The sequence below is a fragment of the Streptomyces sp. NPDC051976 genome (assembly GCF_040680795.1).
In the GTDB taxonomy this organism is placed as follows: Bacteria; Actinomycetota; Actinomycetes; order Streptomycetales; family Streptomycetaceae; genus Actinacidiphila.
Window position 1 is genome coordinate 81,141 of the sequence record NZ_JBFAXL010000027.1, and the last position, 23,266, is coordinate 104,406.

Here is a 23,266-nt window from a genome sequence, read left to right on the forward strand (position 1 = left end):
CGCGGGCGACCAGCGGCTCTGCTCCGTCCCGCTCGGCCCTACTCGGTCCGCAGCGCGGTGGCGGTCCGCGACCGGGCCGCCCAGGTGGCCGGCAGCAGTGCCCCGAGCAGGGCGATCACGATCCCGCCGGCCAGCAGGGGGAGGAGCAGCCCGGCGGTGTAGGTGTGGGTCACGCTCGGCGGCAGGTGGCGGCCGATCGCGTTCCCCATCGGGGTCAGCGTCGCCTTCTCCACCGCGACCCCGAGCGGGACCCCGATCAACCCGGCGATCAGACCGGTGAGTGTCACCGAGGTCAGGACCATCGCGACGGTCTGCTTGGGTGTCATCCCGAGGGCCTTGAGGATCCCCAGATCATGGACGCGCTCCCGGGTGTCCTGCACCACCGTGCTCAGCACCCCGAGCGCGGCGACCGCGATCAGCATCAGCGTGAGCGTGGCCACCAGGGCGCCCATGGTGATCACCACGATGTTCTTGCCCCCATCGTTGTTCGGCTGGACCGAGGCGCTCAGCGGGGTCAGCGCGGCGGCGGCCGAGGTGGACCAGTCCGATCCGCTGACGTTGTCGGCCAGCTCGACGTTGAACTGGTCGATGTGCGGGGTCAGACCGGCGGCGGTGAAGGTGGCCGCGTCCGTCATGACCGTGTAGTCGCCCACGTTGGTGTCGAAGTTGATGCCGACGACCTTCAACGACAGTTGCTTGTTCTGCTGCACCACGGTGACGTCGTCACCGACGTGGATCCCCACCGCCGTGGCCAGCTTGTCGCCGACCACGGCCTCGCGGGGCGCCGAGTACCAGCGGCCGGACAGCAGCTCCATGTGCGTCCAGGAGAAGTCGCCGGTGATGGTGAACACCTTCGCCGGTTCGCCGCCGGGCGGGGCGCCGACCATGGTCGCGCCGCTTTCGCCCCAGCCGAACGCGGCCTTCGTGCCCGGGGTCTTGGCGAGCGCGGCGGCCACCTTGGCGGCGTCCAGGTGTGGGTTGCGCGGGTCGTTGGGGCCGTAGAGACCCCAGGGCACGCCCACGTCGGCTGTGGGTTCCACGAACTCCGACGCGACGTTGAAGCCTGAGGTGCTGGCGTCCAGGTACGTGTTGAACCCGGTCTCCAGCCCCACCGCGAACGTGACACTCACCACGCCGAACAGCACCGCCGCACCGACCAGTACGGCCCGGGCCGGCCGGGCGAACGGCTGGGCCAGCCCCAACGACATGGCCCGGGGCAGCGGCAGCCGCGAGGCCAGACGCTGCGCCGCCTGACCGCCCCCGGCTTTGGGGGCGCGGCCGACCACCAGAGCCCGCACCGTCGGCATCCGGCCGGCCCGCAGCGCCGGGACCAAAGCCGTGACGCCGACGATCAGCAGGGTGCCGAGCGGCACCACGATGCTGACCCACACCGGGATCGTGGCACTGGCCGTACTGGCCGCGCCGAGTTGCTGGGTGGCACCGCCCAGGATCGGCACGGCCAGGAGGTTGCCGAAAACCGTCCCGAGCACCAGGCCGAACGTCGCCGGGATCATGGCCTGCGCGGTGTAGGCGCGGGCCACCTGCGAAGGGGTGAAGCCCAACGACTTCAGAATCCCGATGCGCCGGATTCCCGAGGCCACAGCCCCGCTGACCACGATCGAGATGATCAGCACCGACATGAACAGCCCGAGGATCCCGAAGCCGATCAGGAACGGCACGTAGGCTTTGGCGTTGCCGGTCGCCTGCTGCTCCGCGGTCAGGTACGACTGTCCGCCCTCGACCGCGCCGACCGGCGCGGCGGCGGCCACCGCCTGCTTGTCGGCGGCGATGTCGGCGGCGGTCCCGGCCTTGGCGAACCGGTAGAGCATCTGCTCGTCGGACGTGGCACCGGCGGCCGTGAGCCGCGCGAAACCGTCGGCGGTGGCGAAGGCGGTCGCGCTGCTGGTCACCGAGTCGGCGAAGCCGACGACCTTGTACGACGGCTTGCCCGGCAGGGAGGAGAACACCACCGAGTCGCCGAAGCAGGCGGTGGCGTAGTGCTGCCCCGGCAGGGCGATCTCGCCCGGGCCCGTCGGCCAGCGCCCCTGGGTCAGCGCCAGTTGGTCCATCCCGGAGGTGCTGCCCAGGTCGGGCCGGGTGGTGACGGTGATGGGTCCGTTGTCGTGACCGGCCCACTCCTTCTTGGAGCAGTCCCTGCCGATCGTCGTGTCCAGGGCGGCGGCGACCGGGTAGGGCCCGGCCGCCTCGGTGACGCCGGCGGCGTGAGCGGTGGCGGCGGCCTGCGCGGCCGTGACCTTCGAACCATCGAACTGGACCGCCAGGTGCGCCCCGTTCCGAGCGCTGAAAGCGTGCTCGAACGGGGCCTGCACGACAGCAAGCAGACCGAGGGAGAGTACCGAGGACGTCACCGCGGCGAACGTTGTCAGCGCCATGACGAGGGACTGGACCCGACGGCGGCCCACGCCGGAACGTACGACCTTGCCCAGGGCGCTCACCGGCTCACCGCCGGCAGCAGGCGGGCCACGGCCCGGAAGCCGACCTCGAAGACGCGCCGGGACATCGGCGGCTTGCGCAGGGTCATCGGGCCTCTCCCGCCGGACGGGTCAGCAGCGTGCGGGCGGCCAGGCCGGCACCGCTGCCGTCGTTGATGACGTCCCGCTCGACCGCGCCGTCCACCAACTCGATCGTGCGGCGCGCGGTGCTCGCGGCCAGCTGCACGTCGTGGGTGACCAGCAGGATGGTCTGGCCCTCGCTGTTCAGGTCCAGCAGTAGCTCGCGCACGTCCTCGGCCGAGCCCGAGTCCAGAGCGCCGGTCGGCTCATCGGCCAGCAGCAGCGCCGGCTTGTTCATCAGGGCCCTGGCCACCGCCACCCGCTGCCGTTGCCCGCCGGACAGCCGCTGCGGATAGGCCCTGACATCCCGGTCGATGCCCAGCGAGCCGAGCAGCTCGACGGCCCGCCGCTTCGCTTCGCCCTTGCCCATCCCGGCCAGCTGCGCCGGAACCATGACGTTGTCCAACACGGTCAGGTCGTCAAGGAGGTTGAAGAACTGGAAGATCATCCCGATGGAGGCCCGGCGGTACTTCGCCGAACCGGCCTCGCCGAGCTGGTCGACGCGGGTGCCGTCGACGGTCACGGTGCCACTGGAAGGCTTGTCCAGACCCGCGATCAGGTTCAGCAGCGTGGACTTGCCACTGCCGGAGTGGCCGAGGACCGCCACGCACTCACCAGCCGCCACGGACAGGGTGACGCCGGCCAGTGCGGGCGGGCCGTCGTCGTACTTCTTTGTCGTGTCGCGAAGATCGATCATCGGTGCATTCGTCATGACCATGAACCTAGGAACGGACCACGATCCACCGCGTCGGCCGGCGGATGTCACCTCTTCCCAGGCCATCGCCCCGGGGGTGTATCCGGCGTACATCCCCGGGGCGACGCGCGGAGCCGACGCCACTGCATACGATCTGGCGTATGGAACAGCTTCTCCAGCGTCTGTCGACATCGAAGCGTGTGACCTGGCTGATGTCACGGGCCGGGGTGCTCGCCGCCGCCTGCTTGTACGCGCTGATGCTCCCCCTGACGACGCCGAGCCCCAACCACAGCCTGTTCCGGTTCCCCGCCCTCGGGCACTTCCCGGCGATAGGTCTGTGCGTCGTGCTCGCCCTGCCGGTCCTGCTGGTGCGCCGTCTGCCGGCGGCCGTCTTCGCGGCGGTCCTGGGCGAAGCGGTCCTCGGCGACCTTTTCGGCGCGCGGCCCTTGATCGTGCTCATCCTGCTCGTCGTCTTGAGCGGGAACCTCGCCGCCCGGCGGCCGACGGCTGCCGCCGTCGGCTCCGTCGCGGGCGTCGCGGCCGTGTTCGTCAACGACGTCCACGTCCACGGGCAGTCCGTCAGCGGCGCGGCCCAGTGGGCCGGGCAGTTCGCCTTGTGGTTCGCGGTCGCGTGGGTCTTCGGGGGCGTGTACCGCAAACGCCGTGAATACCTCGAAGCGCTGCACGAGCAGACCGCGGCCCGCGTCGTCATGGCTGAGCGGCTGCGGATCGCCCGCGAGCTGCACGACAGCGTCGCGCACAGCATCGGGATCATCACGGTGCTGTCGGGAGCGGCGGCACGGGTCGTGGAAACCAAACCCGAGCAGACGCGGCAGGCGCTGCGCGGCATCGAGACCACCAGCCGGGAGACGCTGCTGGAGCTGCAGCGCATGCTCGGGGCGCTCCGCCGCGCCGAGCCGGACGACGCCATGCCGCAGGCCGCTCCGCTGGCGCCGGCCGGCAGCCTGGCCGACGTCCCGCAGCTCGCCGAACGCACGGCCGGCGCCGGGGTGCGAGTCCACCTCACCTGGCAGGGCGAGCAGCGTCCACTGCCGCCGGAGATCGAACTGTCGGCGTTCCGGATCATCCAGGAGTCGGTGACGAACGTGGTGCGGCATTCCGGGGCGCGGACATGCCGGGTCGCGGTCGGATACGAGCCGACAGGAGTGAGGATCGAGGTGGTGGACGACGGGGACGACAGTCCCGGCGGGCCGGGCCGTCCGAGGTTCGCGGCGGGGGCCGGGGGCAGCGGCTTCGGCCTGCTCGGCATGCGCGAGCGGGTGACGTTGCTGTCCGGCCAGTTCAGCGCGGGCCGGCGTCCGGAGGGCGGATTCCGGGTGACGGCGAGCCTCCCGGCATGAGCGTACGGGTGCTGCTGGTCGACGACCAGCCGCTGATGCTGGTCGGGCTCGCGATCCTGATCGGCGACACCGACGACCTGGAGGTGGTCGGCGAGGCCGGCGACGGCCGCGAGGCGGTACGCCTGGTACGTGAACTGCGGCCGGACGTCGTGGTGATGGACATCCGGATGCCGGGCATGGACGGGATCGAGGCGACCCGACAGGCGACCGCCGAGCCGGACCCGCCCAAGATCCTGGTGCTGACGACCTTCGACGACGACGAGTACGTCTACGGCGCACTGCGCGCCGGAGCCAGCGGATTCCTGCTCAAAAGCATGGCCCTGGACGCGATCCTGGAGGCGATCCGCGTGGTGGCCGCGGGCGACGCGCTGATCGCGCCGAGCGTGACCCGACGGCTGATCGCGGACTTCGCCGGAACGCCCGGCCCCGCGGCCCCCGAACCGGACGCCGGGCCCGCCGCGGACTCGAGTGCCCTCGCGGGGATCACCGACCGGGAGCGCGAGGTGCTGGCACTGGTCGGACAGGGACTGTCGAACACGGAGATAGCCGAGCGGCTGGTGATCAGCGCGGCGACCGCGAAGACCCATGTCGCGCGTCTGTTCGCCAAGCTCGAAGCTCGGGACCGCGTCCACCTGGCGATCATCGCGTTCGAAACCGGGCTCGTGCCGCGTAGACGGTAGGGCAGACGGGGCGACCAGCCCGTTCAGGATGGCGCGAGCTCAGTGGCGCAGTGTCTTCATTGCCGTGGACCATGCTTCGAGCTCGTCGAAGAGTTGGGTGGCCGCGGCGTCGTGGTGTTCGGCGGGCTTGAAGAGCGAGAGGTTCTCGAAGTCGCTGAACAGCGAGAAGGCCAGCTGCTGGTGGGTGTGGGCGAGTTGGACCGCGGTGGCGATGGTGCGCAGGTGTTCGGCGGCGCGGATGCCGCCGACGGTGCCGTAGGAGACGAAGGCGGCGGCCTTGTTGTTCCACTCGGCGTAGGCGAAGTCGATCGCGTTCTTCAGCACGCCGGGGATCGAGTGGTTGTACTCCGGAGTGACGAAGACATAGCCGTCGAACGCGGCGACCTTGGCCGCCCATGCCTTGGTGTGCTCGCCCTGGTACCGGCCCATGGATGGTGGCACCGGCTCGTCCATGAAGGGCAGCGGCCAGTCGGCGAGGTCGACCAGTTCGTACTCGGCGGCGGTCCGGGCGCCGGCGCGGTCGATGACCCAGTCGGCGACCGCCTTGCCGTTGCGGCCGGGGCGAGTGCTGCCGAGGATGACGGCGATCTTGAGAGTGCTCATGATGTGCGCTCCTTCCGCGGCCGTGCCGTCAGGCGGGGCCGCTGTCGGTGCGGCGGGCGCGGACGGTCGCGGTCAGCCGCAGGCGGCGTCCGGCCATGCCTTTGAGCTTGGTGACACCGTGGGAATAGCGGTCGACGGTCGCGGTGGCTTCTACGGTGATCTCGTCGCCGTCGACCTCGGCCCTTGCCACGGTGAAGGTGACAGGCGCGCGGACACCGTGCGCGGTCAGCTGGCCCGGGAGGGCCCAGGCGCCGGCCTCGTCCTGTTCCGCCCCGGTCGAGGTGAACTCGATGTCGGGGTAGCCGGTGGTGTCGAGCAGTGTCTTGGACAGGACCTGGCGGTCCCGGTTGGTGTTGCCGGTGTCGAAGCTGGCCGCGTCGGCGACGGCGTCCACCCGGCTGCCGGTGAGCGGCTCGGCGAGGGAGACCGTACCGCCGCGCAGCCGGAAGCTGCCGCGCACGGTGCCGAGTCCGAACATGTGCGTGGTGGTGAAGGTGATCTCGGAGCGGGGGACGTCGATGGCGTACTGTCCCGGCGCGGGTGTTGCGGTGGTCATGGCGACCTCCAATAACTTGAGCCTTCAAGTCATACCCTACTCCTCTTGGCTTGAATGCTCAAGTGAAGTGAGGGGCGGCGGCCGGTCGTGGCCGAGCTGGGCGGCGATGGCGTCAGCGCGCGGGCGAGTCGATCCGCTGCAGGATGCGGTCCGCGTCCTGGCCGAGGCGGCGCAGACGCTCGCCGGAGAGGTTGTCCACGACCAGGTCGCGGACGTAGGCCACATGCGCCGGGGCGGCGGACTCGAGCTTGTCCATGCCGTGGGGGAGGAGGATGGCGTTGGTGAAGCGTCCGTCCGCCGGATCGGGCTCGCGGCGGACGTAGCCGCGGTTCTCCAGCCGCTTGACCATGTGCGACAGTCGCGACAGCGACGTGCTGGTGTTCTCCGCGAGCACGCTCATGCGCAGGGTCCACTCGGGGGACTCGGACAGTATGGCCAGGGTCATGTACTCGACCATGGTCAGGTCGGCGTCGCGCTGCAGCTGCGCGTCGATGGCCCACGGCAGGCGGGTCATCAGCCGGACCACCGACAGCCAGGAGGTCAGCTCGCCGGGGGTGAGCCACAGGTGCGCCTGCTCGTCTTCCGGCGCCTCGGGCGCCTCGTCCTGGGGGGTCACGCTGCGAGCGTATCAGCCGCACTGTGCGGAAGACATGGGGTCAGTCCTGGGTTCCTCCGGTGGACGGCATCACTTGAGTCTTCACGTCACACGGTCAGTTGCAATCGATCACTGCGTGGCTGACGTCAGCGGGTCCGTGATGCCTCCGGGGCAGGCTCGGCGTCCGATGTTCCAGCCGTCGCGGTCGGCCGCGGCACGGTACACGGACTCGTAGAAGTCGAGGATGGCGTCTCTGGGCGTGGGACTGTTACGGGCGACGTCGTAGTCCAATGTGGCCAGGTGGCTACCGCCTCGGTCGATCCACCGCGCGTCGGCGGGGTGCAGAGGGCTGTCGGCCAGTCCGTCGGGCTCTGGTGCGGCGTAGGAGTAGAAGGTCGGCCGAGGGAAGGCATCGTCGCCGAACCAGAAGCCGGAACTGATGACTTCTCGCGAGTACGCCTCACGGGTCACCGGGTCGACGCTCGCCTCCTGGTCGACCACGCGGTCGGAGAACCGGCTGACCGCGATGTCGAAGGTGTGCCAGAAGTGGTGCACTGGGCTGACCTTCCCCGAGAACCCGGCGGAGAACTCCTCCAGCACCAGGTTGACCTGGCTGAGCACCTGCCAGTAGCGGTTGACCCAGAACGGGTCGTAGGAGGCGTGTTCGGTGTCGTCGGCGAACCGCCGGTGCTCGTCGGGCAGACCGAAGGGGTACGGGTGCGCAATGGTCACCGCCGCCCCGACCGTGCCGAGAGCGTCGAGCGTCGCGCGGTAGAACGACGAGACGGAATGCCCGGCCAGTGGGAACGAAGCCGTCAGGCCATCGAGGGAGGACACCGTCAGCCGGTGGTCGACGAAGTCGAAGTCGATCGTGAAGATCGGACTCCCGTCGACGCCGCCCATCGGCCGGGTGGTGATGCCCCGCCCGGTGAGGTGGAACGGGACATTCCACCAGTGGTTGCGCCGCGGACTGCTCGCAAGTCGGATCTTGCCGACGACCTGCGTGAACCGGTGCAACGTCTCCTTGGAGTCTTTCCACTCCGCCAGCGGAATCGGGGGCAGCAGATCCACCGCGCGTCCCTACCTTCGTATCGGCGCGCCGCACTGATCGGACGAACGGCGCGTGGCCGCCGAACACACTCCCGTTCAGCCGCACCCTTCCCGAGTTCCACGGTAGGCGGCCGCTCGTGACGCCGCATCTCGCGTGACCGGGCGATGAGCCAGACGATCGGCTATCTGGAGCGGGACGACACACGCGACAGCTGATCGGTGCCGGAGGGATCAGTCACGTCGGGAGCCCAAGCAGGGCGGGCAGGTCCGCGAAGGAGTCCAGAACGTGGTCTGGGGCGCCGGAAGCGGCTCGGAGTGTCTCCGGAAGAAACTTTCCGGTTCGCACCAAAGCCCCGGCCAGCCCGTGGTGCTGCGCGGCGAGGACATCGGTCTCGATGTCGTCGCCCACCATCAGCGCCTGTGTGGCGTCCACGCCCAGATGCGCGAGGGCGGTGGCGAAGAACGCCTTCGCGGGCTTGCCGGTCACCTCCGCCGTGACGTGGGCGGCCTGTTCCAGCCCGGTCAGGAAGGCACCGGCGTCCAGCTGCAGTCCCCCCTGTGTGCGCCAGTACAGGTTGTGGTGCATGGCCACGAGCCGGGCGCCTCGCTGGAGGTGGCCGAAGGCTCGGTTCAGGCTGTCGTAGTCGAATTCCGGCCCGGCGCCTCCGACCACGACCACGTCGGCGTCCGGGCCGTCCGGAGCTACCAGGGTGATACCCCGCAGGTCTTCGTGGATGTCACCGCTATTGAGCAGCAGGCACCGGGCTCCGGGGCAGTGTTCAGCGAGGTATGCGGCCGTAGCGGCGGGAGCGGTGAGGATGTCCCCGGCGGTCACGGGGAACCCGGCCTCGGCCAGCAGGGCCGCGATGGATGCCCGGGTGCGCGAGGTCGTGTTGGTGAGCAGCATCAGGGGGATGGACGCCTCGCGGAGCAGGTGCATGGCCTCGACGGTGCCGGGCAGAGCTTTCCACGAAACCGTGAGTACTCCGTCGATGTCGATGAGAACAGCGCCGATCCTTGCCATGAGCCGACCGTATCCGGCGAACCCCCGTCGGCACGGCAACCCGCGCGTCCGGACACGCCACCTCGTCGCGATCCCCACCGAGAAATGGACCAGCGTCGTCGTCGACATCACCGACGCAGACGGCACCCACATCTACGCCGAACTGCCCAATCGCGTCATGGCGTCAGTGTCCCCGTCGGGGTGGAGGCCGTCCGTTCACAGGTCTTGCGTCCATACCCCGACGGGGTGTTGGTCGGGGCGCAGGTCAAGGCGGGGTTGGCGGGCCAGGAGGTCTTCCCCACCGGGCTGCCAGGGGTAGGCGCCGTCGCGGTTGGGCCAGACCACCTGGAGGAATGGGAACGGCGGCTTGCGGTAGTAGCCGATCGCGGCGCCGAAGAACGCCTTGTACCAGCGGTAGTCAACGGACTTGAGAACGACGGGGACACTTGCGACGTCGGTCCTTTGTTGTTCTGCTTCCAGGGGTTGTCCTGCGACGGCTCGCTGGCCGAGGTCGTTGAGGACTGTGGGCATGGAGCGGATGTCCAGGCCGAACATTGCCAGTTCGGGTATTCGGTGGGTGTGCCACAGACCGATGGTGTAGGCCCAGCCGGGTCCCTGGTCGTCTGCCGGAATCCCCGTGACTTGCCAGCCGTGCTGATGGATGACGTCGATGGACGACTGGGTGCGGGAGTCCAGGTCGCTGATGTCCTGGCAGACAACGCAGTGGCAGGCGGCGTGACCGGTGGGCATGGCTGTGAGCTTAGGGGAGGGAACCGGCCGCCGGAGTGCGCGGAGGAGTCGACCTTCCAGCCCTTGCGCGTCAGCGTGTCGCGTACCCGCGGCCATTCTCGGCCCCGCGCCTCAGTGTATGACCAGGCGTGCGATCTTCCCGACCTCAAGAGCGGTCCACATCGCGCCGTCCGGTCCCATGGTGATGCCATGGGGTTCCGCGAAAGGGGTGGGCAGATCGTGTTCGTCGATAGTGCCGTCGGGGGTGATGCGTCCGATGCGGTTGGTTCCCCACTCGGTGAACCAGCAGCTTCCGTCGGCGCCGGCAGCAATCGCGTGCGGGCGTGAGTCGGGGTCGGGCAAGGGGAATTCCTTGATCCTGCCGTCAGGGGTGATCCGCCCGATCTGACTGGTTCCGATCTCGACGAACCACAGGGCGCCGTCGGAACCGGTGGTGATGCCGACCGGAGCGCTGTCAGGCTTCGGCAACGCATGGACGGTGACAGCGCCGTTGTCGTCGATAGCTCCAATCGCGTTTGCCTGATTCATCGTGAACCAGAGCCGGTCGTCAGGACCTGCGGTGATAGCGGACGGGAAGGCCCCTGTGAGGGGAAGGGGGAACTCGGTGACGCGACCGTCGGTCGTGATGCGGCCGATGGAGTCGGCGCCGGATTCCGTGAACCACAGTGCGTCATCGGGGCCTGTCGCGATACCGAACGGCCCGGCACTCGGGGTCGGCAGCGGGAAGGAGGAGACGTCTCCGGCTGTCGTGATGCGGCCGATGCGGTCGCCGCGGAACTCGGTGAACCACATCGCGTCATCGGGCCCTGCCACGATGATCGACGGCCCGCTGGAGGCCGGTTCGAGTGGGTAGGAGGTGCAGTCGCCGTCGGGTGTGAGCCGGCCGATCCGTCCGTGATGGACCATGGTGAACCACAGGGCACCGTCTGGCCCGGCGGTGACTCCATAGGGCCCGGCCTGGTGATCGGCGACGGAGAATTCCGTGATCGAAACGGTGTGACCATGTGCCATGAACGGGTTCCTTGGATGGTGGCGGAAGAGGTGCGGGATGGGGGAGCACTGACCGGGGCGCTGTTACCCGCTGAAAACGCTGGCTGGGACGGGGTCTGCCCAGGTCTGGGTCGGTGTCGGGTCGGCGGACACGAAGACCGGGGTCACCGAGATGGGCAGGCGGATCACTGCGCCGCTGCGTTCCAGGGGCACCGGCCTGGCGAAGGCATCGATGGCATGAGCGTCCTCGTGCGGCCAAGGAAGGTCGACAGGAGTGCCGGGCTGTTCCTCGCCGGTGAGAACGTCGCCATCGGCCCAGACGACGTGGAGGGCGCCGCGGCCGTGTCGTTCCACCTCGAAGAGGTAGAGGCCGGGACGGTCCGAGGTCGCGAGGCGGCGTACTCGCGTGGCTCCGTCCAGTTGTGCGGCCAGCAGAGCGAAGGTCTCTGCTGACGGGTGCCGGACGCCCAGTTCCGTTCCGTCGTAGTCGAGCAGTGCCAGTTTGCCGAAGAGGAATCCCATCATGTTGAGCCGGTCGTGGTAGCCGGGGATCTCGGGGGCGAGGTTCCAGCACACCGTGCGGCTGACACCGGCGGCCAGGGCCAGGATGTTCCGTGTGACGATCTGGCGGCAGTTGATGCGATCTCGGCGGGCTGCGAGTTCGGGAGGGCAGTCCTCGAGGAACATCCGCAGCGGGTCCGGCAGTTGCTCCGCCTGCTCATACAGTGCGCGCATGGTGCGGCGGTCCGGCGGCTCCGCCTCCGAGTCCCCGGCCGGGGCGGTGAAGGCCGCGACCATCGCATGCTGGAACGCTCCCTGGGCGTCGGGGAATTCGAAGAGTGTGGGTCCGTTGTATTCGCCTGCGATCACCGGTCGCTCGTATCCGTGGCGGCGCATCATCGCCCGGGCGTCTTCGACGTAGGCGGGGATGTCGTGCGGGTCGCCGTACAGGTTCACGCAGAACAGGTCGTAGTCGTCACGGGCCTGGTCCACCACGTGGTCGAAGAACGCACGGGCCTGGCTGTCGGGCGGGCTGGCCAGCACGTCGTAACCGCAACCGCCCAGGACCACACGGGCCGCGGGGTCGGCCTGCCGCACGGTACGGGCGAAGGTCGCCAGCTGCGCCGCGTACTCCGGTGCGGTGCCGTTCCAGAGCAGGCCGGTGTTGCTGGGTTCGTTGTTGCACTGCCAGTACGCGACCCGGCCCCGGCAGCGGGTCACCAGGCGATCGACGAACTGCGCGTACCGCGATGCGTCGTTCGCCGGGGACGACGGCAAGAACCTCGACGCGGTCCGCGTCGCCCATGACGAGCTGGAGCAGACCGTGATCCAGGTCTCCACCGCGGGATCCACCTGGTCGAGGATCGCATCCACCGTCGTCCAGTCGTCACGCCCGGGCTCCGGCTCCACCTGCTCCCAGTACACGTAGACCCGCACCAGCGACCCACCCAGCATCCGGACCTGCCGCGCGAAGGAATCCGGCTTCCCGAACAAGCCGTAGCTGATCCCCCTGCAGATGCCCAGCCGGATCCCCGGCGGCACCGCTTCCCGCTGCATAACACTCTCTCCTGACCACTGCATATATGCCATAAACTCGTGCTGATCATGTATACTAATTCCATGGACGAGTCCCTGCAAGCGGCCGGGCAGCCTGCCGTGCCGCTGATCTGGGCCCAGCCCGCCCCCCAACGCAGAGCGAGCCCTCTGGAGCGCGAGGTCATCGTGCGGGCAGGCATGGCGGTCGCCGACGAGGGTGGCGCCCAAGCCCTGACCATGTCCGCAGTGGCTCGACGGCTGGGCCCGTACACGCCCATGGCGCTCTACCGCCACGTCATGAGCAAGGACGGGCTCATCGACCTGATGCTCGACGCCGCGACCGCTGAGATCCCGCTACCCTCGCAGCCTGGGCCGGACTGGCGAGCCGATCTACGGGCGGTGGCCACGCAGACCTGGTCCATGGTCAAACGGCACCTGTGGTACGCCCAACTTGCCCCCACGCGGCCCCCACTGGGCCCGCACATGATGCGCCGCACCGAATTCCTGCTGCGCCTCCTGCAGGGCCAGGGCGCCGAACTGGGCCAAGCCGTCGCCTACGCCGCACTCCTCGACCGCCACATCCTCGGCAACGCACAGCAGGTGGCCGAGGAGCACGCGATGCAGCTCCGACTCGGCCTCGAGACCCCGGAACAACTCGCCCAAGCCATCACCGCAGCCCGGCAACTGGCGGAACAAGGAGGACACGAGCTCCTCGCGCGCTGGATGGGTGACCCTTCGGGACCCGACATGGACGAGCAGTTCGAGATCAGCCTGACGTTCTTTCTCGACGGCATCGAGGCCCGCCTGAGACGGTAGAGCCCCCGCAGGAGCGCACAGCCACCCTCCGCGATGCTGAAGGCGACTGATCGTCTTGGCGCTGCTGGTCAGGAGCCCCCACCCATAGACCCCAGGGCCCTCGGGCCCCGCCCAATCGTCACACCACCAGCGCTCGCTCGCCCGCTGGGTCAGACGACGCGGACTTCCACCCCGGTCTCGCGGAGTGCGGCGAGTTCGTTCGCGTCGGCGGCGGAGTCGGTGACCAGGCAGTCGACGGCACCGCTGGGCGCGATCGAGGTGAATCCCCGCCGACCGATCTTCGAGGAATCCGCGACGACGATGGTGCGGCGGGCGCGTTCGATCAGTACGGCTCCGATCTCGGCGACGAACTGGTGCGGGGTCGTCAGCCCTTCCGCGGCGCTGAGCCCGTCGCACCCGACGACGGCCACGTCTGCGCTGATCTGACGCAGTGAATCCACCGCTTGTGGTCCGACGAAGGCCATGTACGCGGGGAGGTAGAGTCCGCCGACCGCGACGAGATGCGGCGAGTCCCAGCTGCTCACGGTGTTGATCACCGGCAGCGACGAGGTGACGACGGTGAGATTGCGCCGTTGTTCCTCGTTGAGTGCCTCCGCGACTCGGGCGACGGTGGAGCCCGAGTAGAAGAACGCGGTGACCGCGTCGTCCAGCAGATTGGTGGCGGCGCGGGCGATCCGGGCCTTGGCGGTGGCGTTGCGCTGCTCGACGTCCTGGTAGCGCTTGGGCGTCACAGCCGTACGAGGGCGTGTGGCTCCACCACGGACCCGGGCGACCTGGCCTGCCTCTGCCAGTGCGTTGATGTCCCGGCGCAACGACATCTCGGTGAGGTGGAACTCGTCGGCGAGCTCCTTGATCGTCACCGTGTCGCGTTCGAGCACGCGGTCGAGGATCATCTGCCGGCGATCGGAAGGCCTGACGCGAACCGCCGCTTCACCATCGTTGCCTGACCCGTCCTTCATCGCACCGTCTCCCCTGACAGGGCTGTCCCGCCGCGTCAACTTCCGAATCGTACATACTCTATGTTCGTTCGGACATTGTACCCGTGTCGATTGCGCTGTGCGTCGAGGCCGGGACGCGGCGGTTCAAGGGGGGATCCGCGGGTGTGTGCCGTGCGGCCGCTCGGGCGGCGGCACGACACACCTGGCGCTCAGGTGGCGGAATCCGGCAGTTCGCTGCTCATCATCAGTCTCCGGTCGGTGGTGGTGCCTCCCTCGGACGGTGCCGACGCGTGTTCCGGCCGAACGCCCATCACATGGCGCTGGACGCGGCGGTAGTGCACCAGTCCGGACAGCATCACGATGCCGACGAACAGCACGCCGCCCCACTGCAGGGCCCAGTGGAAGGGAGGAGCGGGGTTGTAGACGGCCTTGCGCGGCCAGGCGGTGTTGACGATGACGAACACTCCCCACAGCACGGCGCAGAAGGCGACGGGCTTGCCCCATCGGCCGAGGTGGAAGTAGTCGCGGTCTTCGATCCATTCGCCTCGCATGCGCCGCAGGAAGAACGCTCCGGCCACCAGGGTGTAGGCGATGAGGGCGAGGATGACCGTGGCGCTCGTGACCACGAGGAAGATCTGCGGCTGGCGGATGTTGACCAGCAGGATCACGATGGCGCCCGCGCCGGTGAGCAGCGCGGCGGCCGTCGGGGCGCCCGTCCGCGAGGAGACCTTGGACAGGACGCGGCTTCCGGGCAGTCCGTTGTCGCGGCTCATCGCGTAGATCATGCGCATGGCGCCGGTCTGGTTCGCGAGGACGCAGACGAAGATTGCGATGGAGACGGCCACGAGGGCGATGGTGCCGAGGGTGTGCCCCAGGACGCTGTCGACGACGTACGGCAGGCCCACGATGCTCATCTGCGGATCGTTGACGTGGCCGACCGCCATCAGAGCGCCGATCATGAGGAGTGCGCCGCTGACCCCTGCGGCGAACACCGCGCGCAGGATCGCACGGGGGCTCGTCCTGCGCGGGTTGATCGTCTCCTCGCCGAGCGATCCCGCGGTGTCGAAGCCCCAGAGGATGTACACGCCGAGCAGGATGGCGACCAGCATGGCGCCTGGTGTGCCCAGACTGGAGCCCGCCGTGTGTCCTTCGGTGTGCAGGATGACCTGCGGGCCGCGCTTGGCCGCCGCGAAGAAGAAGATGATCAGGAAGACGCTGGCGACCAGCTCGACGGCGACGCCGACGTTGTTGATGACGGAGACGACCCTCGGGCCGAGAAGGTTGACGATCGTGGTGAGCGTTATGGCGATGGCGCCGAGGATGACTCCGTTGGTCGCGGCGTCGTACTTGCCGCTGCCGTCGCCGTAGATCCAGAACGCCTTCGAGATGGTGGGCAGCACGAACTGCATCGCCAGTGCCACGGCGGCTGTGGAGACGATCAGTGCGAGCATGAGCGAGAAGCCGGCCATCCACGCGGTCGTGGGCTTGCCGACGCGCTTGGCCCAGTTGTAGACCGAGCCCGCCATCGGGTAGTGCACACACAGTTCGGCGAAACAGAGCGCGAACAGTGCCTGCCCGCCCAGCGCCACCAGCCAGGTCCACCAGAAGGCGGGCCCCGCCGTGCTGAAGGCGAACGCGAACAGCTGGAACGCGCCGGTAAGGATCGAGATGAACGCGAAGCCGGTCGCGAAGGTGGTGAACGCGCCGAGTGTCCGGCCGAGTTCCTGTCTGTAGCCGAGCCGGGCGAGGTGTTCTTCGTCCGTGGGGGAGTCGGTGAGCAGCGGCTGATCCATGAGTCCTCCAGGTCAGGTCACAACCGAGGGGTGGCGAACATCGATCGGTGTGACCGGCGCCACTGACTCAGATTGAACGCTCGAACGTCGCTTCAGTCAATGGTTCTGTTAAAAATTCGTTCATTCGGACATTGGGTTGTTCGGGGGACGTGGCGGTCTGCGGGAGTACCACCTTGTTCAACTGGGCCTGTTGGGTTCGCGTCGAGCCTCGTCGCGGGGTTGCGTGTCTGTTCAGTTCGGGATTACTGTTCAGATCAGAGCCGTACATGTTCGAATGAACATTGTGCTTCTGCTCGTGATGCTACATTTGTCCCAACTGTCCGGGAGTCGCCGCAGCTCAGCGGCGCCCTGGGGAAGTGAGGCCCCGCGATGTCGCCGGAATCGGACTACGACGTCCTGATCATCGGAGGCGGTGTGCTGGGAACGGCCGTTGCCGAACGCCTGGCACGAACGCAAGCGCGCGTCGGACTGGTCGAAGCCGAGAACGACGTCGCCGACCATGCCTCCAAGGGCAACGCCGGAGTGGCCGTTTCGTACTACGGGGCCCCCGGCACGCTGGAGACGCACCTGATCAACGCCAGCGCTCCGCTGTGGGAGCAAGTGTGCGGGCGCCTCGATGTCCCTTACCGCCGGATCGGCGCGGTGATGGTGGCGCTCAACGCCGACGAGGCGGAGCGCCTCGAACACACCAGGGAAGAGGTGGTCGCCTGCGGGGTCGCCGTGGAAGCCCTCGAACCCTGGCAGGTGCTGGCGCGTGAACCACTGGTCAACAAGGATGTCGTGGCGGGGTTGCTGCTGCCCGACGAGGGGATCATCGATCCCATGCGGCTCACCGCCGCCTACTCACGGCTGGCCGCCGTCAACGGGGTCGACTTCCGCTTCTCCGAGCGGGCCGTGGGCATCGACCGCGAAAGCGACGAGATCCTCGCGGTCACCACGAACCGGTCGCGGCTGACCAGCCGGTTCGTCGTGAACGCGGCGGGAGTCGGCGCGGCCGAGATCAGCCGGCTCGCCGGCGGCGAGCCGCTGGTCGCCTGGCCCCGCAAGGGCCAGTACGCGGTGGTGGACCGCTCGTTCGGACAACGGCTGTCGTCGATCGTGTTCTGCACCCACCTTCCCGACACCAAGGGCACCAACGTCGTACCGACCACCCACGGGTCGGTACTCCTCGGCCCGACGGCACACGACATCGAGGACCCGGACGACCGCACTACCGACGCCGAGACCATCGAGGCGGTCGTCGATCAGGCGGCGCGGCTGGTCCCCGAGGTCCGCGACGCCTACATCGTGAAGACGTTCGCGGCCAACCGTCCCGCGGGCGACGAGCAGCACCGCCTCCGCATCGACGCCAAAAATCCCCGCCTGCTGCACTGCACCGACCGTTCGGCCGGGGTGAGCATCTCGCCCGCCGCGGCCGAATACACGCTACGGCTCCTGCGCGAGGCCGGACTGGACGCACCGGAGCGGACCTCCGCCCAGCACGTCCTTCCGCCCGTCCCCCTGCTGCGCACCAGCCCGCACCCCGAGCGGCTCGTCGCCGCCGACCCCAAATACGGAATGGTGGTGTGTGCCTGCGAGCAAGTCAGTTCCGCGGAGATCGAAGCCGCGCTCACCGGCCCCGTACCCGCCACCTCGATCGAGGGCGTCCGCAAGCGCACCGGAGCCGGCTACGGCCGCTGCCAGGGGTCGCTGTGCCTGGCGGGCATCTCCTTCATGACCGCCCAGCGGACGGGCACCAGCCCCGCCACTGTCCTGCACACCACCCGGGGGACCGTCGGATCGTGAGCACCTATCTCGTCGTCGGCGCCGGCCCCAGTGGCCTGGGCTGTTCCGTCGCTCTGGCGCAGGACACCCCTGCCCGTGTCGTCCTGATCGACCGTATCCCCGTTGTCGGGGGTGAGTCCGGATGGGACGACCCCCATGTGAGGCAGCTGGCCGCGTGTGCCGCGGACGCCGGAGTCGAGTTGCGCCTGGGCGCGATCGCGACCCGCTGGACGGAGCGCAAGCTGCTGCTCGTCTCACCGCTGGGCGTGGAGTGGCTGTCCGGTGACCACCTGTTCTTCGCCGGTGGCCGACGCCCCGCCACGCAGGCCGACCTCGGCATCACCGGGCAACGGCCCGCGGGCGTCCTGCCCGCCACTGTCGTGGCGCACCTCCTCACCAGCGGTGTCCCCCTGTGGCGGCGACCCCTGATCATCGGGAACGGCACCTGGGCCCCCCACCTGGCCACCGCGCTCCGGCACTCCGGCGGCACCGTCCTGGGGCTGGGCGATGCCGGCTGGGCCGACGAGTGCTTCCCGGACGGTCGGATCGAGGTCCTGGGCACGCACCGCGTCGAAGGCGTCCGGGTCAGCAGCGCCGGTGACGTCGTCACCATCGGCTGCGACGGGGTCGTCCTCGCCGGTGACGCCCGCGCCAATCGCAACGTCGACGGTGCGCTGTTCGACGGCGCCGGCGGCGTCACCTTCGTACAGCCGCTCGCCGCCGACGGCGTGAGCAAGCGGGCCGCCGTCGCGGCCGCGACCGCCAGGGACTGGATACACGTGCAGGGAGGCCACACATGAAAGTCAGCTCACCGATCGGCGAGCTCCCGTTCGAGCCCACCAGGCTCCGCTACTCCAGGACGGGGATCGAGATGGAAGGCGTCATGGGCGCCTGGCCCGCCCGGGTCCATATCCACCGCAGGGACATCCCCCTGCTGCTCAAGGTCGCCTTCGGCGGCGGCGCTTCGAGGTCCGCCGTCACCGCCTTCTTCGGCCGGGCCCGTACGGCCTCCGACCGATCCTCCTGAACACCCCGCAACCGCAGAGAAGGAATGTATCCATGGCAACGAAGTGGCTCGAGACGCGCCTGAAGGTCATCACCTACGCGCGCAAGCTCCAGGCCGAACGGCTGGTCTACTCCACGGCCGGCAACATCAGTATGCGCATACCCGGCCACCTCGAGCTGCTGGCCTGCACGCCCACCGGCTCCCAGTACGACCTCCTGGAGCCCGAGGACATCGCCGTCGTCACCCTCGACGGTGAGCAGGTCGACGGGCGCAAGGCGCCCACGTCCGAGGTCCAGATGCACACCATGATCTGCAAGGGACGCCCCGAGGTCGGCGCTGTGGTCCACACGCACGGCAAGGCGGTCATGACCTTCGCCAACCTGGGCTGGACCCTCCCGCCCATCCTCACCGGCCTGTGCGAGGCGACCGGGGGAGCGGTCTACTGCTCCCCGTACTCCCAGCCCGAGACCGACCAGATGTACAGCTACACCAAGGCCGCGCTCGACAACCGCGGCGCGACGTTCCTGCGCTACCACGGCTTGCTGGCCGTCGGAGCCGACCTCGAGCACGCCTTCCACACCGCTGCCGTCGTCGAGGGCGCCTGTGAGGTCTACCTGTCGGCCAAGCAGTTCGGCGAGGTCTCCGAGCTGCCCGCACCTCAGGTCGAATGGATCGCCTCGTACTGGCGGGCCCAGTTCCCCGGCGCACCTGAGCCGCTGCCCGCCCCGGACCCCCTCCCGTACACCGACCCGATCAAGGCCTGAACCCCGAACCGCGGAAGGCGACCTGTCATGGGCCAGTACCTCATCGGGGCCGATATCGGCTCCTCGTGCCTCAAGGCCGCGCTGGTGCACCCCGAGCGAGGCGTGGTGGCCATCTCGGAGCAGTTTTATCCCATGCACCGGCCGCACCCGGGGTGGGCCCAGAACGACGCAGAGGACTGGTACCGGGCCCTGGCTCTGGCCGTTCCGCAGGTCCTGGCGGAATTCGGTGTGTCACCCTCGGAGGTCGCAGCCCTGTGCCTCGTCGGTCAGCGCGACATCGCGGTGCTGACCGACGAGGCGGGCCGGGCGCTCGCGCCGGTCATCCACTGGACCGACCGGCGCGACCCCGACGAGACGACCGCGGCTTACGGGAGGCTCGGACGCCAGCGCCTCATCGGCATCGCCGGCACGCTGCCGATCCCCGGCCTGGTCCTGCCCAACCTGCTGTGGACCCGCCGGCACCAGCCCGAGCTGTGGCGCCGGGTCCGGCACGCCCTGCAGCCCAAGGACTACCTCGCCCACCGCCTGACCGGGGACATCGGCACCGATCCGACCAGTCCCACCCGCAGCATCCTCAACGACTGGCGCACCGGGACTTGGAGCGACGACCTGTGCGACGTCTACGGGATTCCCCGCGAGATCCTGCCGGACGTGACGTACCAGCCGTGGCAGGTCCGCGGAGAACTGGGCGTCGCCGCAGGCGAGATCGGCCTGGTCCCCGGCACGCTTCTGGTGGCGGGCGGCGGCGATGACCCCGCCGCCGCCCTGGGTTCCGGCGTCATCGAACCCGGCGACGTCAGCGTCGGCACCGGGTCCTCCATGAGCTGGCGCGCCGTCGCCGAGCGGCCGGTGTTCGATCCCAGCGGCCTGGTCGGACTGATGCCGCACGTGGTGCCCCATCACCATCTGCACGAGATGGTCGCCGTCGGCAGCGGTACCACCCTGCGCTGGCTGCGCGGCGCGCTCGGCGGCGACGCCACCTACGAGGACCTCATCGCCGCCACGGACGAAGTCGGCCCCGGCTGCGACGGCCTGCTGTGCTTCCCCTTCATCGAGGGGACCAGCGTCCCCGTCCAGGACGATCACGTCCGCGCGGTGTTCCACGGGATCTCCGGGCATCACGCCCTGCCGCACTTCGTGCGGGCCACCCTCGAAGGCATCGCCTACCAGTACCCGGCCCTTCTCAACGCGCTGACCCAACGCGGTCTGCGGGCCACCACCTTGACGATCTCCGACGGGGAGGCGCGCAGCACCACATGGAACCAGATCAAGGCCAACGTCCTCGGGCACGCCCTGCTCCCCGCACTGCGGGTGGAAGCCCCGTCCATCGGCGCGGCGATCCTGGCCGGCATCGGATCGGGCACCTTCGCCACCGCGCGGGAAGGCGTGGACGCGGTGGTCGAGGTCTCCGACCCGGTCGAGCCGACCCCCGAGGGCTACCTCGCCTACCAGGACCTGCGACGGGACTGGGAGCGAAGCCGCGACCAGATCTTCCCGCAACTCGCCGGACACGCCGTTTCCCTGCATCTGAGCTGATAACCCAGAGGGACCACCATGACAGCAGCACTGCCTCCCACTGTCCGCACCCAGGCATTCATCGACGGGGTGTTCACCGACGCCGTCGACGGAGCGACCTTCGCATCGTTGGCACCGGCCACCGGCGAGGTGCTGGCCCAGGTCGCCGCCTGCGGCAGTGAGGACGTGGACCGCGCCGTCCACGCCGCCCGCAAGGCGTTCGACAAGGGTGTCTGGAGCCAACTGCCGCCCGCACAACGCAAGAAGACCCTGCTGAAATTCGCCGACCTCATCGACAAACATCGCGAGGAACTGGCCGTCACGGAATCCATCGACGCGGGCAAACCCCTCACCGACTGCCGTGAGTTCGACCTGCCGGACGTCCTCGACACCTTCCGGTGGTACGCCGAAGCCATCGACAAGGTCTTCGGCAAGACGTCACCGACCGGCCCCGACCATCTCGGTCTCATCGTGCGGGAACCCATCGGGGTCGTCGGCGCCGTCCTTCCCTGGAACTTCCCCGCCGCCATGCTCGCCTGGAAGCTCGCCCCCGCGCTGGCGGCCGGGAACTCGGTGGTCGTCAAGCCCCCCGAGCTCGCCTCCCTCACGACCCTTCGCATCGCCGAACTCGCCGCCCAGGCCGGCATCCCCGACGGCGTCTTCAACGTCGTCCCCGGACTGGGCCACGTCACCGGCAGAGCACTGGGCCTCCACCGCGACGTCGATGTCGTGTCCTTCACCGGATCCACGGACGTCGGACGGGAGTTCCTGCGCTACGCCGCCGACAGCAACCTCAAGAACATCGTTCTCGAGTGCGGTGGCAAGAGCCCTCAGATCGTGACCGCGGACAACCATGACCGCATCCCCGAAGTGGCGGCGGACCTCGCCGACGCCGCGTTCTGGAACGCCGGCCAGAACTGCACCGCGGGATCGAGGATCCTGGTCCACCGGTCCATCAAGGACGACTTCGTCGCCGCCCTCGCCAAGGAGGCCAACCAGCGCCGTGTCGGCGAGCCGACCGATCCCGGTACCGCGATCGGTCCCCTCATCGAAGCCTCGGCTCTGGCCCGCGTCCTCGACCACATCAGGCGCGCCCGCGAGGACGGCGCCACGATCGCCGCCGGCGGCGAGCAACTGCACCCCCACAGCGGCGGCTGGTTCGTCGCCCCCACGGTCATCGACAACGTCACCCCCGGGATGGCGGTCGCCCGAGAGGAGATCTTCGGCCCGGTCGTGGCCGTACTGGCCTTCGAGACCGACGAGGAAGCCCTCGCGCTCGCCAACGACAGCGACTACGGGCTCGCCGCGACCGTCTGGTGCCGCGACCTCGACCAGGCGGTCACCCTTGCCCGCGGTGTCCGGGCCGGCACCGTCGCGATCAACGGCTACAGCGAAGGCGACATCACCACACCCTTCGGCGGCTACAAGACCTCCGGCTTCGGCGGCCGCGACAACGGTCTCGAAGCGTTCGACCAATACACCCAACTCAAAACCATCTGGCTCACCCTCCACTGACCACCGGCCCCTCCCGCCGGTCCCATGGCGCGGCGGGGATACATGGCGCGACCACCCCCGACTCGGCCACGTATCCCCGCCGTGATTCCCCACAGCCGTGCTCCCCGAAGGCGCGGGCGAGGTCGCATGCGCGGGTGATGTCGGGACAGGCGAGCCGCACGTCCAGCCCATCGGGTGGAGCTCCGCTGCCTGAAGCCCCGGCCCGGGTACTTGGGCGGGATGTGCTGGCATGATCTGCGGGGTGCTGTGCGCCGGGCGCGCTTCGGGGGGAGGTTCGGGTGTTCGGGTGGTCTCGGCTGACGGAGGCGTCGGAGCGTCAACAGGCCTATGTCGTCTCGATGCTGGGGAGTGGGGGAGCGGGGGTTCTCTTCCTGGGCTGGACTGTGGGTGACGGGGCGTCGTGGTGGGGGCTGCTGGCGGTGGAGGCGGTGTTGGCTGTGCCGTTCGGGCTGGCGTTGCGCGCGTATCGGGCGGGGATATACGTGAGCCGGACGGGTGTGCGCGTGCGAACGCTGGTCAGGACCCGCTCTGTTGCCTGGGGCGAGGTCGTGGAGATCGACTCCGGGCCCTACCGGCGGATTGACCGGCCGGACGACCCGCGGCGCAGCGACGCGATCTTCCTGGTGCTTCGGTCCGGTGAGCGGGTGCGTACACCCGTGCGGATCCTGAACCCCACTCTTGGGGGGAAGGCGTCCGGCCCGCTCTACGAACGCCGGGACATCCAGCGCTTCAAGGCGCAGTTGCGCGACCGCATCCGGAGCTGA

At 69.2% G+C, this 23,266-nt stretch carries 22 protein-coding genes; 10 read left to right on the top strand and 12 right to left on the bottom strand.

Going from position 1 to position 23,266, the window contains the following annotated elements:
* Positions 1–38: 38 nt before the first annotated feature.
* Both AB0M29_RS25255 and AB0M29_RS25260 read right to left on the bottom strand, forming a co-directional pair.
* A complete protein-coding gene (locus tag AB0M29_RS25255; protein WP_365386295.1) occupies positions 39–2,393 on the bottom strand; it encodes an FtsX-like permease family protein in 2,355 nt (784 codons plus the stop codon).
* Between the two features lie 145 nt (positions 2,394–2,538).
* Complete coding sequence (locus tag AB0M29_RS25260; RefSeq protein ID WP_365386297.1) at positions 2,539–3,285, bottom strand: ABC transporter ATP-binding protein; 747 nt, start codon at positions 3,283–3,285, stop codon at positions 2,539–2,541.
* A 143-nt stretch (positions 3,286–3,428) separates the two neighbouring features.
* Here AB0M29_RS25260 and AB0M29_RS25265 point away from each other — a divergent pair, with 143 nt between their 5' ends.
* Both AB0M29_RS25265 and AB0M29_RS25270 read left to right on the top strand, forming a co-directional pair.
* Positions 3,429–4,628 carry a sensor histidine kinase gene (locus tag AB0M29_RS25265; protein ID WP_365386300.1) on the top strand — a complete coding sequence of 400 codons (1,200 nt, stop codon included), beginning with the start codon at positions 3,429–3,431 and terminating at the stop codon, positions 4,626–4,628.
* Positions 4,625–5,308: a response regulator transcription factor gene (locus AB0M29_RS25270; protein ID WP_365386302.1), complete on the top strand. Its 684-nt coding sequence runs from the start codon at positions 4,625–4,627 to the stop codon at positions 5,306–5,308. Before AB0M29_RS25265 ends, AB0M29_RS25270 begins: the two co-directional genes overlap by 4 nt.
* Before the next feature lie 39 nt (positions 5,309–5,347).
* Here AB0M29_RS25270 and AB0M29_RS25275 read toward each other — a convergent pair whose 3' ends face one another.
* The 8 genes from AB0M29_RS25275 to AB0M29_RS25310 form a co-directional block, all read right to left on the bottom strand.
* Complete coding sequence (locus AB0M29_RS25275; RefSeq protein WP_365386304.1) at positions 5,348–5,911, bottom strand: NADPH-dependent FMN reductase; 564 nt, start codon at positions 5,909–5,911, stop codon at positions 5,348–5,350.
* A 28-nt stretch (positions 5,912–5,939) separates the two neighbouring features.
* A complete protein-coding gene (locus tag AB0M29_RS25280; protein WP_365386306.1) occupies positions 5,940–6,467 on the bottom strand; it encodes a YceI family protein in 528 nt (175 codons plus the stop codon).
* 112 nt (positions 6,468–6,579) lie between these two features.
* Entirely contained in the window at positions 6,580–7,083 is a 504-nt protein-coding gene (locus tag AB0M29_RS25285) for a MarR family transcriptional regulator (protein WP_365386309.1), read from the bottom strand.
* Positions 7,084–7,191: 108 nt separating this feature from the next.
* Positions 7,192–8,133: a DUF5996 family protein gene (locus AB0M29_RS25290; protein ID WP_365386311.1), complete on the bottom strand. Its 942-nt coding sequence runs from the start codon at positions 8,131–8,133 to the stop codon at positions 7,192–7,194.
* A gap of 214 nt (positions 8,134–8,347) precedes the next feature.
* Positions 8,348–9,136, bottom strand: coding sequence for an HAD-IIA family hydrolase (locus AB0M29_RS25295; RefSeq protein ID WP_365386313.1), 789 nt, complete (start codon positions 9,134–9,136; stop codon positions 8,348–8,350).
* A gap of 195 nt (positions 9,137–9,331) precedes the next feature.
* Positions 9,332–9,865: a DUF4262 domain-containing protein gene (locus AB0M29_RS25300; protein ID WP_365386315.1), complete on the bottom strand. Its 534-nt coding sequence runs from the start codon at positions 9,863–9,865 to the stop codon at positions 9,332–9,334.
* Positions 9,866–9,976: 111 nt separating this feature from the next.
* Positions 9,977–10,876, bottom strand: a complete 900-nt coding sequence (locus AB0M29_RS25305) for a virginiamycin B lyase (protein ID WP_365386317.1) — start codon at positions 10,874–10,876, stop codon at positions 9,977–9,979.
* A gap of 63 nt (positions 10,877–10,939) precedes the next feature.
* Positions 10,940–12,412 (bottom strand): hypothetical protein, encoded by a 1,473-nt coding sequence (locus AB0M29_RS25310; RefSeq protein ID WP_365386319.1) that lies wholly within the window; start codon positions 12,410–12,412, stop codon positions 10,940–10,942.
* Positions 12,413–12,475: 63 nt separating this feature from the next.
* Between AB0M29_RS25310 and AB0M29_RS25315 the strand changes: the two genes are divergently transcribed.
* Positions 12,476–13,207, top strand: a complete 732-nt coding sequence (locus AB0M29_RS25315) for a TetR/AcrR family transcriptional regulator (RefSeq protein WP_365386320.1) — start codon at positions 12,476–12,478, stop codon at positions 13,205–13,207.
* Between the two features lie 149 nt (positions 13,208–13,356).
* Here the strand turns inward: AB0M29_RS25315 and AB0M29_RS25320 are convergent, their stop codons facing one another.
* Complete coding sequence (locus tag AB0M29_RS25320) at positions 13,357–14,100, bottom strand: DeoR/GlpR family DNA-binding transcription regulator (protein WP_365386322.1); 744 nt, start codon at positions 14,098–14,100, stop codon at positions 13,357–13,359.
* 254 nt (positions 14,101–14,354) lie between these two features.
* Complete coding sequence (locus AB0M29_RS25325) at positions 14,355–15,938, bottom strand: APC family permease (RefSeq protein WP_365386324.1); 1,584 nt, start codon at positions 15,936–15,938, stop codon at positions 14,355–14,357.
* Between the two features lie 369 nt (positions 15,939–16,307).
* Between AB0M29_RS25325 and AB0M29_RS25330 the strand changes: the two genes are divergently transcribed.
* The 7 genes from AB0M29_RS25330 to AB0M29_RS25360 all read left to right on the top strand — a co-directional run bounded on the left by AB0M29_RS25330 (position 16,308) and on the right by AB0M29_RS25360 (position 23,266).
* Positions 16,308–17,723, top strand: a complete 1,416-nt coding sequence (locus AB0M29_RS25330) for an NAD(P)/FAD-dependent oxidoreductase (RefSeq protein WP_365386326.1) — start codon at positions 16,308–16,310, stop codon at positions 17,721–17,723.
* Complete coding sequence (locus AB0M29_RS25335) at positions 17,720–18,502, top strand: NAD(P)-binding protein (protein WP_365386329.1); 783 nt, start codon at positions 17,720–17,722, stop codon at positions 18,500–18,502. Before AB0M29_RS25330 ends, AB0M29_RS25335 begins: the two co-directional genes overlap by 4 nt.
* A complete protein-coding gene (locus AB0M29_RS25340; RefSeq protein WP_365386331.1) occupies positions 18,499–18,729 on the top strand; it encodes a hypothetical protein in 231 nt (76 codons plus the stop codon). Before AB0M29_RS25335 ends, AB0M29_RS25340 begins: the two co-directional genes overlap by 4 nt.
* A gap of 32 nt (positions 18,730–18,761) precedes the next feature.
* On the top strand, positions 18,762–19,472 hold the full coding sequence (locus AB0M29_RS25345) for a class II aldolase/adducin family protein (RefSeq protein WP_365386333.1): 711 nt from the start codon (positions 18,762–18,764) through the stop codon (positions 19,470–19,472).
* Between the two features lie 27 nt (positions 19,473–19,499).
* Complete coding sequence (locus AB0M29_RS25350; protein ID WP_365386334.1) at positions 19,500–21,008, top strand: FGGY family carbohydrate kinase; 1,509 nt, start codon at positions 19,500–19,502, stop codon at positions 21,006–21,008.
* 18 nt (positions 21,009–21,026) lie between these two features.
* Positions 21,027–22,502: an aldehyde dehydrogenase gene (locus AB0M29_RS25355; RefSeq protein WP_365386337.1), complete on the top strand. Its 1,476-nt coding sequence runs from the start codon at positions 21,027–21,029 to the stop codon at positions 22,500–22,502.
* 278 nt (positions 22,503–22,780) lie between these two features.
* Positions 22,781–23,266 carry a PH domain-containing protein gene (locus tag AB0M29_RS25360; RefSeq protein WP_365386338.1) on the top strand — a complete coding sequence of 162 codons (486 nt, stop codon included), beginning with the start codon at positions 22,781–22,783 and terminating at the stop codon, positions 23,264–23,266.

Bases quoted from the DNA above. Each gene is read 5' to 3' on its own strand.
- AB0M29_RS25255 (WP_365386295.1), bottom strand. From the start codon at position 2,393: ATGGCGCTGACAACGTTCGCCGCGGTGACGTCCTCGGTACTCTCCCTC.
- AB0M29_RS25260 (WP_365386297.1), bottom strand. From the start codon at position 3,285: ATGACGAATGCACCGATGATCGATCTTCGCGACACGACAAAGAAGTAC.
- AB0M29_RS25265 (WP_365386300.1), top strand. From the start codon at position 3,429: ATGGAACAGCTTCTCCAGCGTCTGTCGACATCGAAGCGTGTGACCTGG.
- AB0M29_RS25270 (WP_365386302.1), top strand. From the start codon at position 4,625: ATGAGCGTACGGGTGCTGCTGGTCGACGACCAGCCGCTGATGCTGGTC.
- AB0M29_RS25275 (WP_365386304.1), bottom strand. From the start codon at position 5,911: ATGAGCACTCTCAAGATCGCCGTCATCCTCGGCAGCACTCGCCCCGGC.
- AB0M29_RS25280 (WP_365386306.1), bottom strand. From the start codon at position 6,467: ATGACCACCGCAACACCCGCGCCGGGACAGTACGCCATCGACGTCCCC.
- AB0M29_RS25295 (WP_365386313.1), bottom strand. From the start codon at position 9,136: ATGGCAAGGATCGGCGCTGTTCTCATCGACATCGACGGAGTACTCACG.
- AB0M29_RS25300 (WP_365386315.1), bottom strand. From the start codon at position 9,865: ATGCCCACCGGTCACGCCGCCTGCCACTGCGTTGTCTGCCAGGACATC.
- AB0M29_RS25305 (WP_365386317.1), bottom strand. From the start codon at position 10,876: ATGGCACATGGTCACACCGTTTCGATCACGGAATTCTCCGTCGCCGAT.
- AB0M29_RS25310 (WP_365386319.1), bottom strand. From the start codon at position 12,412: ATGCAGCGGGAAGCGGTGCCGCCGGGGATCCGGCTGGGCATCTGCAGG.
- AB0M29_RS25315 (WP_365386320.1), top strand. From the start codon at position 12,476: ATGGACGAGTCCCTGCAAGCGGCCGGGCAGCCTGCCGTGCCGCTGATC.
- AB0M29_RS25320 (WP_365386322.1), bottom strand. From the start codon at position 14,100: ATGATCCTCGACCGCGTGCTCGAACGCGACACGGTGACGATCAAGGAG.
- AB0M29_RS25325 (WP_365386324.1), bottom strand. From the start codon at position 15,938: ATGGATCAGCCGCTGCTCACCGACTCCCCCACGGACGAAGAACACCTC.
- AB0M29_RS25330 (WP_365386326.1), top strand. From the start codon at position 16,308: ATGTCGCCGGAATCGGACTACGACGTCCTGATCATCGGAGGCGGTGTG.
- AB0M29_RS25340 (WP_365386331.1), top strand. From the start codon at position 18,499: ATGAAAGTCAGCTCACCGATCGGCGAGCTCCCGTTCGAGCCCACCAGG.
- AB0M29_RS25345 (WP_365386333.1), top strand. From the start codon at position 18,762: ATGGCAACGAAGTGGCTCGAGACGCGCCTGAAGGTCATCACCTACGCG.
- AB0M29_RS25350 (WP_365386334.1), top strand. From the start codon at position 19,500: ATGGGCCAGTACCTCATCGGGGCCGATATCGGCTCCTCGTGCCTCAAG.
- AB0M29_RS25355 (WP_365386337.1), top strand. From the start codon at position 21,027: ATGACAGCAGCACTGCCTCCCACTGTCCGCACCCAGGCATTCATCGAC.